An 8757-nucleotide genomic window follows, 5' to 3' on the forward strand; every position below is an offset into this window, starting at 1 on the left:
CGTTCTTGCTCTTATCTTATCATTATTTTCACTATATATATGTTACAATATCAGCAACACTCGATCGGAAGTAAACACTGACTTATATTTTCCAAACCCTTAGTACATATCCCCCACATCCACATTGATTAATGTATTTAATCTTTACTCTATTGTCGTACAACTTCTCTAATAACGGTTGTAAATAAACAACAGGATCCCCAAACGCGGCCGAGGTCACTAGGTTTACATAGCACCCCTTTTCCGTTTCTTCTACCGCTTGAAGTGCATCAGTTGTGATTCATTGCACACAAGTGAACGTTTTAAGAAAAATAAATGAACATTTTAAAAAATCATACTATCTTAGGACCAGTCCGTGAATAAAATCACATGCAAAACTATTTAAAAGTTTTAATCTTTCAATATAGGGAAATGGAAACAGGCTTAATTTAGCTTTAACCATGACATCCATTTCTTCCTTTATGAATCAATACCTAATAGGAAAAGGCTGGTGCATTTAGATGTTCATATCTATCGATGAAAGAGCTGCCGCATGGTTCACAAATGAATTCGAATTTAACAAACCATTTTGCATTCGGATGTTTCCTCAATACGCTGGTTTTGGGATAAAGCATAAAGGTTATAGTCTTGCTTTTTCAGCTGAATCCCCTGTTCATGTTGGATATTCTAAAGAAATTAATGGGATTACCTTCTTTGTTGAAGACAATGATGTTTGGTTCTTTGAAGATACGGAAACATCCTTAACTATGGATAATTATCTAGATGAAATTATGGTCACATATCATGAACGCCCAAGCTTAACGGTAACTAATTAGAAATAAAGACCATAAAAAAACAAGCCAGCATTTGTTATCTGGCTTGTTTTTATTGATGGTTTTGAATTGGATTTTAATTTACTTGCTTATCAACGCTTGGTGGAAGTAATTTCTCACTTTCATATACTTTACCAAGTTTTTCTTCCCCTTTTGTGAAGGTTGCAGTAGCTGCATCAAAATTAGGTGTTTCCTTTTTTAATTCATCTGCTTTAGCTTGGTAAGAAGCCGCAAAATCCTTAATCGCCGCATCAAGATCTGCTTTTTTAGCTTTTAATGATGCAGGAACTTGATAATTTTTTAATTCGGCTGCAACCGATGCTGCCGATTCACTTGCTTTAGCTCGATCTTCAGCAGTTGGTAATTCCTCAGGTGTAGCATCTTCCTTAGTTGCTTTTGCAACATAAGCATTTAAATCAGCATCTTTTGCGTTAATTTTATTACTAAGATCCATATAAAATCTGACTAATTCCTTTTTAACATCCACTTTAGATGCAGTTTCTTCCGCTGTTTCCTTCTTGTCTGACTTTGCTTCATCATTGCTTGAGCAAGCAGTTAGACCAATAGCCATCGTAATTGCAGACACAAATAACAAGAACTTTTTCATTTCCATTTCTCCCTAATTTCCTATTTTTGAAACCTTGTTTATTTTACAACATTTTATTATATCAAAAAAGTATTTAGCGTTCCAAAAGGTTAATTTTTTCTAGAATTTTTTTATAACCTTTTCCCCAAGGATATATCATTTTTATAGGCTTTAGTAAATAATCCAAATATAAGTAATTTTTTTTGCTTTTTTTTAACTAAAATTGAGATAATAGCAATAGAAAATAATATTTCTCAAAAATGAGGGGTTTCAAAGATGGTAAAAAGTAAGAATAAAAAAACACAGCATTTAGCAACAATTTTTCTTGCTGTGATGGGGATCGGCTTTCTAGCCACTATTCCAATAAAAGAGTCAATCTGGGGGATTATCCTGCAGGGTGGATTTGAAGCAGGTCTAGTAGGCGGACTAGCCGATTGGTTTGCCGTAACAGCATTATTCCGGCATCCACTAGGTATTCCTATACCACATACAGCCCTGCTGCCAAAAAATCGGAATAGAATTATCGCTGGAATCATTTCCATGTTAGAAAATGATTGGCTCACCAAAGAGAGTATCCGTAGAAAAATTGATACCATTAATTTTACTGACAAAATATTTGACATTATCGACAATGAATTACCTTCTCCAGCAGTCCAAAAGAATTTCATCACGATGGCTAAACATTTGCTAAAAATCTTTGATATAACAAGATTCGCTCCACTATTAGAAGAAGAAATAAAAGCGCGAATCCACGATATTGATAGTAAGAATTTTCTTCCTTTGCTGATAGACCAAGTTAAGATCAGAAAATATGATGAAAAAGCTCTTGATTACTTGCTTAAAGAGGTTGATGAATGGGCACGAAAGGAAAGTACCAAGCATAAACTCGGTGGATTGGCGGTCGATGCGGTCGAAAATATCAAAGCTGATGGTTTTATGCAATTCGCCTTAAAATCATTTAGTAATTTGGTTAACGAGGAGAAATTAGGAAGTATGATTCAAGGCCTTATTTTAAAAGGGGTAGCTAGCTTCCAAGACCCATTAAATCAAAATCGCCAAACATTAATGATTCATATTGATCATAAACTGCAATCGTTAAAAAATGACCAGAAGGTCTACGATGAACTTAATAATCTTAAAACACAATTAGTTGATAGATGGAATTTGCAAGAACAAATTATTGAATTATTAAATCAGATAGAGCAAAAAGCTTATGATTTTATTGATAAACCTAACTTTTATGATGACTATCTCCTGCCAATTGTTAAAAATGGCTTAGATGGGATCAAATCAGATCCAGAAAAAGTTCTTGCGATTGAAGCCTGGATTAAGAACCATATTTCTAGTTTTGTTGATAAAAATCATTCAAAAATAGGCATTCTTGTCAAAGAAAATTTAGAAAAACTGGATGATAAAACACTTATTAAAATGGTTGAAACCAATGTCGGAAAAGACCTGCAATGGATCCGGGTGAATGGAGCTGTGTGTGGATTCTTAATAGCACTTATCTTAGTTGGTATTAAAGCGCTCTTTTAATTTACCTCCAAAAAAGCTGCCCAATATGGCAGCTTTTTTCTATGATATATTCTTATTTTGTCCTTTTAAAATCAAAGTTCTTTTTCAGAATAATCCTACATATTTACTACAGTAGTCATGACTTCTAAGGTAAAAAGGGAGGCTGAAAAATGGCAATAAGGTTGATTAAAATTTCTGTGGTATATTTTGTCATTGGGGTTTGCATGGGTATGTATATGTCTATGACGGAAAGTTTTGACTTCACCCCTGTTCATGCCCATATCAACTTATTAGGTTGGCTGACTATGGCTGTTGCCGGTCTCATCTATGTTGGTTTTCCTGGTGCAGCAGAAACAGCACTCGCAAAGGTTCACTTTTGGCTTCATAATATCTCCCTACCCATTATGATGATAGGACTCGCCTTTTTAGTATCTGGGACAGAAAGCGCTGCTCCCGCGGTAGCTACTGGTGGTACCTTGATGGTATTAGGGATCATTGTCTTTGCGATTAATATCCTTAAAAATGTTAGGAGTTAATCTGCACTTGTAGTGTTTATATCATTTGTAACATGTACAACAAAAGACGCCTTTTGGCGTCTTTTCATTGCTAGCGATACGTTTCTAATAAATTTCTTCTAAGTTTGATTTTTTCTTCATCTGATATCTTGTAGTTATAGTTATAAATGGCCCCTTCCCAATCTCCATACATCGGGTTAGGAAAAAGTATTAGTTTTTTACCGAATTCGTCCCTATACTTATCAACGGCCTGATTTCTTTTTGTAACAGATAATTTATCAAATCCACTAAAGTCCCCGAGGTTATCACCAAATAATAAGAGAATTTCATGTGTTTTCGCCACCTGATGGCGGCGTGTTTCTTTCCCAACTTCACCAGGTTGAATTAATAATACATGGTCAACATCTGCTTGTGGCGCACCCACACTTTGCAAATTGTTAATAGTAGCATCTTTTTGTGATTCATAACGGTTGGAAATGTAAAAAATCTCCACTCCTAAAGATTTTGCATACTGCAAAAATTCAATGGCACCCGGTAGCGGTTTTGCTTCAGCCCGCTTAAACCATTCATTCCAATTAAAAGGAATTTTTCTTCCGGCCAAAACATACCAAGCTTGGTGCGGACTGTTATTTAGTATGGTCTCATCGATATCAAGGACAATTGCTGGTTTCAAGGCATTCCTGCCCCTTCTTTTACTCAAGATTTCGTCCAATCTCATTTTTCCAATGTTATAGCCTTGATAATATAATCCCTTAGCTTCCCCAGCTTTTTGATACCAAAGCACCGACATCGTATTTTGTTCAGACAAACTAGCCATTGTTTCTGCATGCGCGCGAAAATTGGTTAAAGAAATAATAATAAATGTTGCAGTGATTACCGTAAGAATTCTATTCAACACCAACACCTATCCCTCATTTAATTTTCATTATTAGTATGTGAAATAGGAATAATTCCAATCATCCATCGAGATTCTTCTTTTTTGCCCCTTTACTTCTTTCTCCAGTTTCGTTATATTTTACTTATCAACTGATAAGGTAATCATTATGAAAGGACCAATATTATATGAGCAAGATGAACATACAAGCGAAAGCAATAGATCCTAAGGAAACGTACCAATTGATTATTCATACTGCAAGGAGCTTGTTCATGGAGCTAGGTTATCGCGCCGTATCTACAAGACAAATTGCTCAAATTTGTGGTGTGACACAGCCGGCTATTTATCATCATTTTAAGAACAAGCAAACACTTTATGTCGAAGTGATGAAGCAAACTCTTCACCAAACAGAACTTGACTTAAATGCAATCTTATCTCAGTTCACTACCTTTCAAGAAAGGCTTACTCAAATTGCACTCTATATGACGGCGCATTTTGAAATGGATCTGGCACAAATGTTTCACGACATTTCACATGAACTGCATCCGACTGAACAACAGCACCTCTATCAATCTTGGGTCAAGGCCTTTTTAACACCTTTTGAGAAAATGATAAATGATGGGGTTTCAACAGGAGAAATTAAAAAGCCTGCATTGATGAATACAAATACCACTGAATTAGCCTTTTTGATATTAAATATTATTAAATCCATCCTTGAACCAGAAAATACTACCAGACTCTCTACAGAGGAACGGCAATTAAAGGCCGAGGAAAAAGCCAAATTAATGGTTGAAATTTTTATTAATGGAATTAAAGCGTAATTTAATTTTTTTTACCCAAAACTTATCAAACGATAAGGAAATAAGATAGGAGTGAACAACTTGGAAAAACCATGGTTTAGGAAGTATGGTAATGCTGTAAGTGGAAAGAAAGGCAGATGGATCGTTCTTATTACATGGCTGATTCTAGCAGCCGTATTAAATACCACTTTGCCACAAGCAAATTCCCAAAAGAACGAGATGGCAAAAAATCTAGAATCAACCACACCTTCACAACAAGCGAAAATTGTTGCAGAGAGAGAATTCCCGACAAATTCAGGTACCCCGGCCCTTTTAACCTGGTATAAATCAACTGGAATTACAGAAGTTGATCTTTCACTTATTCAAAAGTATTCCAAGGAATTAGACAATAATCCAGTAGATTCACAGGATTCTATTGTACCTTTTTATCAATTCTCACTCCCAGTACTTAAACAGCAGCTTTCAGAGGATGGTACAACCTTAATTTTACCTGTTACCTTTAAAAAGGAAGCAGACAAGGAGCAAATTACGAATGGCATATTAATATTCAAAGAAAAAGCTGCTTCTATCTTTCCTGAGAATCCAAATAAAGCAAAAATGGGGGATAAGGATCGATTACTATTACGAATTACTGGACCTGCAGGTGTTTCAACTGATGCAACAGCTTTATTTAGTCAAGGAGACCTTTCCTTACTATTTGGAACGGTTGCCATTGTTCTCGTTTTATTACTACTAATTTATCGTTCTCCCATTTTAGCCTTGATCCCCTTATTAGGGGTTGGGATTGCCTATGGTGTCATAAGTCCCATCCTCGGTGGAATTGCAAAGGCGGGCTGGGTTGAACTGGACTCTCAAGCCCTTTCGATTATGACGGTACTTCTTTTCGGTGCAGGTACTGATTATTGTTTATTTCTCATTTCACGATTTAGAAGTAACTTACTTGAAGAAAACGATAAGCTTACCGCTATGAAACTCTCTCTAAAAAGTGCGTCTGGTGCTATCGCAATGAGCGGGCTAACAGTTGTTTTCTCGTTGCTGGTGTTATTACTATCCAAATACGGTGCAATCCACCGCTTTGCCATTCCATTTAGCCTTTCTATTCTAATCATGATGGCTGCCAGTCTAACGTTAATACCGGCACTCTTAAGTATTATTGGCAGAGCCTCCTTTTATCCGTTCTTACCGCTGACTAGGTCCATGCAAGAAAAACGAGCCCAAAGGAAAGGAAAAACTCTCCCCCCTCAAAATAATAAAGAGGGTTTTGGTACACGACTAGGAAACCTTATTGTGAAAAAACCAATCGAGTTAATGGTAATTACGTTATTATTTCTAGGTATTTTTGCATTCTTTTCATCCAAAATTGTCTATACTTACGATACCTTATCTTCTTTTCCAAAAGATATGCCATCAAGAGAAGGGTTCAAGATCATTTCAGAACACTTTAATCCAGGTGAACTAGCACCTGTTCAAGTAATCGTGCAAACTGATGGGAAATCAAACGCTGTAAAAGAAGATTTAGAGAAACTCACTTTCATAGAACTAGTTTCTGAAGGGAAACAGGGAGCAAAACATACCAACATAATTAGCTATAATGTAGAAATGAATGTTAACCCATATTCAAATATAGCAATGAGTCATATTCCAGACCTTCGCAAATCTGTAGAAAACAGCATAAAAAATGCGGGAATTGTTCATACATCTGATCATGTTTGGATTGGGGGTCTAACAGCTGAACAGTATGATACCAAACAGACAACCAATCATGATAGCAGCATCATTATTCCAATAGTAATTAGTATCATCGCTGTTTTGCTGCTAGTTTATCTTCGTTCAATTACAGCCACAGCTTATTTAATCGGAACGGTTCTATTATCATACTTTAGTGCGCTTGGACTTGGCTGGGTACTTCTTCATTATATTTTTGGAGTTGAAGCAATCCAAGGATTTATTCCGCTTTATGCCTTTGTATTTATAGTTGCATTAGGGGAAGATTATAATATCTTTATGATTTNNTTTCAAGTATATGGAAAAAAAGCAGGCATTTGCCACTTCTACAAGCTATTAAGGAAGGCGTCGCTGAATCTGGCTCAGTCATCACTTCTGCTGGCTTAATTCTAGCCGGAACATTTGCGATATTAACCACCTTGCCTATTCAAGTCCTTGTTCACTTTGGAACAATTACTGCTATTGGTGTTTTATTAGACACCTTCGTCGTACGTCCATTACTTGTTCCATCCATCACCGTCATACTGGGAAAACGGGCTTTCTGGCCGTCCAAAAGGGCCATGGCATCAGTAAAAGAAAATTCAACGAATTAATATTTTTCCATAAAAAAAGCAGTAGGGATGACCCCACTGCTTTTTCTAATAGTAATCTTTGATAATTTTTTAACTTACTCGTTCATCTACCTTATCCTGGATCGAATTTCGCTTATGGAATCCTTTTGTATAGTAAACCGCAACCAAGAAAACTAAGAATAAAGGTCCAATTATTAGTGCAATCCGAGTATCAGGATTATACGCCATTAGACCAATGACAAAAGCTAAGAAAGCTAATGAAAGATAAGAAGTAAACGGAAACAGTGGCATCTTATATTTTAGACCCTTCTCCTCAGCCGGCTTTAAAGTTTTACGATAGCGAATTTGCGATAAAAGAATAACTCCCCAAGTCCAAATCGCTCCAAAGGTTGCGATGCTCGTCACCCATGTAAAAACTTTTGCTGGGACAATATAATTTAAGACAACACCAATTAATAATGCACCTGCAGAAGCTATGACTGCAACACCTGGAACACCACTCTTAGTTACTTTCGCGAAATTCTTTGGAGCCTCATCATGCTGTGCTAAATTAAATAACATCCGTGCCGTACTAAATATCCCACTGTTACAAGATGAAAGGGCTGCGGTTAGTACCACAAAGTTAATAATACCTGCTGCTCCCGGTATGCCGATTTGTTCAAAGGTAAGTACAAATGGACTACCTTTTGTACCAATTTCCTCCCATGGATAGATGGACATGATCACGAATAATGCACCCACGTAAAAAATAAGAATACGCCAAAATACCGAATCAATTGCTTTTGAAAGAGACTTTTCAGGGTTCTTAACTTCACCTGCAGTAACACCAATCATTTCAATTCCTAAATAGGCAAACATTACCATTTGTAATGATAGTAAAACACCTTTAATTCCATTCGGGAATAGACCGCCATGTTCCCATAAATTTTTAATGCCGGTAGCAATACCGCCATTGCCAATTCCAAAGAAAATCATTCCAAGACCAATGGCAATCATCGCAATTATCGTAACAATTTTTATAAGCGCAAACCAAAATTCTAATTCACCATAAGCTTTTACAGCAAGAAAATTGACTCCTGCCATGATCACTAGTGCTGAGAGTGCCCAGATCCAACGTGGAACATCCGGGTACCAATACTCCATGTATATTCCTACAGCCGTGATCTCAGCCATACATGTTACAACCCATAAAAACCAATAATTCCAGCCTGTGATATAACCAGCAAGTGGTCCTAAATAATCCCTTGCATATTTACTAAAAGAACCCGCAACCGGTTTTTGAATCGCCATTTCTCCCAATGCACGCATGATAAAAAACATAATTAGTCCGGCAACCCCGTATCCAACCAAAATACCTG

General features: G+C 36.5%; 8 protein-coding genes and 1 pseudogene. 5 read left to right on the top strand and 4 right to left on the bottom strand.

Annotation, left to right across the window (positions count from 1 at the left end; all coding sequences use genetic code 11):
- Positions 1-82 precede the first annotated feature (82 nt).
- The gene (locus tag V7659_RS32265) at positions 83-280 is read right to left on the bottom strand and encodes a CGCGG family putative rSAM-modified RiPP protein (protein WP_438825859.1); all 198 of its coding nucleotides are present in this window, start codon (positions 278-280) and stop codon (positions 83-85) included.
- A 220-nt stretch (positions 281-500) separates the two neighbouring features.
- On the opposite strand from V7659_RS32265, the gene V7659_RS03105 reads away from it, so the two are divergent.
- Positions 501-815, top strand: coding sequence for a HesB/YadR/YfhF family protein (locus tag V7659_RS03105; protein ID WP_335538029.1), 315 nt, complete (start codon positions 501-503; stop codon positions 813-815).
- Between the two features lie 73 nt (positions 816-888).
- On the opposite strand, the gene V7659_RS03110 is transcribed toward V7659_RS03105, so the two are convergent.
- Positions 889-1419, bottom strand: a complete 531-nt coding sequence (locus V7659_RS03110) for a hypothetical protein (protein ID WP_335538031.1) — start codon at positions 1417-1419, stop codon at positions 889-891.
- 255 nt (positions 1420-1674) lie between these two features.
- Here V7659_RS03110 and V7659_RS03115 point away from each other — a divergent pair, with 255 nt between their 5' ends.
- Together V7659_RS03115 and V7659_RS03120 are read left to right on the top strand one after the other, a co-directional pair.
- Positions 1675-2934 (top strand): DUF445 domain-containing protein, encoded by a 1260-nt coding sequence (locus V7659_RS03115; RefSeq protein ID WP_335538032.1) that lies wholly within the window; start codon positions 1675-1677, stop codon positions 2932-2934.
- Positions 2935-3083: 149 nt separating this feature from the next.
- Entirely contained in the window at positions 3084-3449 is a 366-nt protein-coding gene (locus V7659_RS03120; protein ID WP_335538034.1) for a cytochrome-c oxidase, read from the top strand.
- 70 nt (positions 3450-3519) lie between these two features.
- On the opposite strand, the gene V7659_RS03125 is transcribed toward V7659_RS03120, so the two are convergent.
- Entirely contained in the window at positions 3520-4323 is an 804-nt protein-coding gene (locus tag V7659_RS03125; protein WP_335538036.1) for a 5'-nucleotidase, lipoprotein e(P4) family, read from the bottom strand.
- A 167-nt stretch (positions 4324-4490) separates the two neighbouring features.
- Between V7659_RS03125 and V7659_RS03130 the strand changes: the two genes are divergently transcribed.
- Together V7659_RS03130 and V7659_RS03135 are read left to right on the top strand one after the other, a co-directional pair.
- Positions 4491-5123 carry a TetR/AcrR family transcriptional regulator gene (locus V7659_RS03130; protein ID WP_335453069.1) on the top strand — a complete coding sequence of 211 codons (633 nt, stop codon included), beginning with the start codon at positions 4491-4493 and terminating at the stop codon, positions 5121-5123.
- Positions 5124-5183: 60 nt separating this feature from the next.
- Positions 5184-7420, top strand: a pseudogene (locus V7659_RS03135) (MMPL family transporter).
- A 69-nt stretch (positions 7421-7489) separates the two neighbouring features.
- Here the strand turns inward: V7659_RS03135 and V7659_RS03140 are convergent.
- On the bottom strand, positions 7490-8757 hold a 1268-nt coding region (locus V7659_RS03140), incomplete at its 5' end, for an amino acid permease (protein ID WP_335538038.1).

Origin of the sequence: Neobacillus drentensis (assembly GCF_036966985.1) — a bacterium.
GTDB lineage: Bacteria > Bacillota > Bacilli > Bacillales > Cytobacillaceae > Neobacillus > Neobacillus drentensis_E.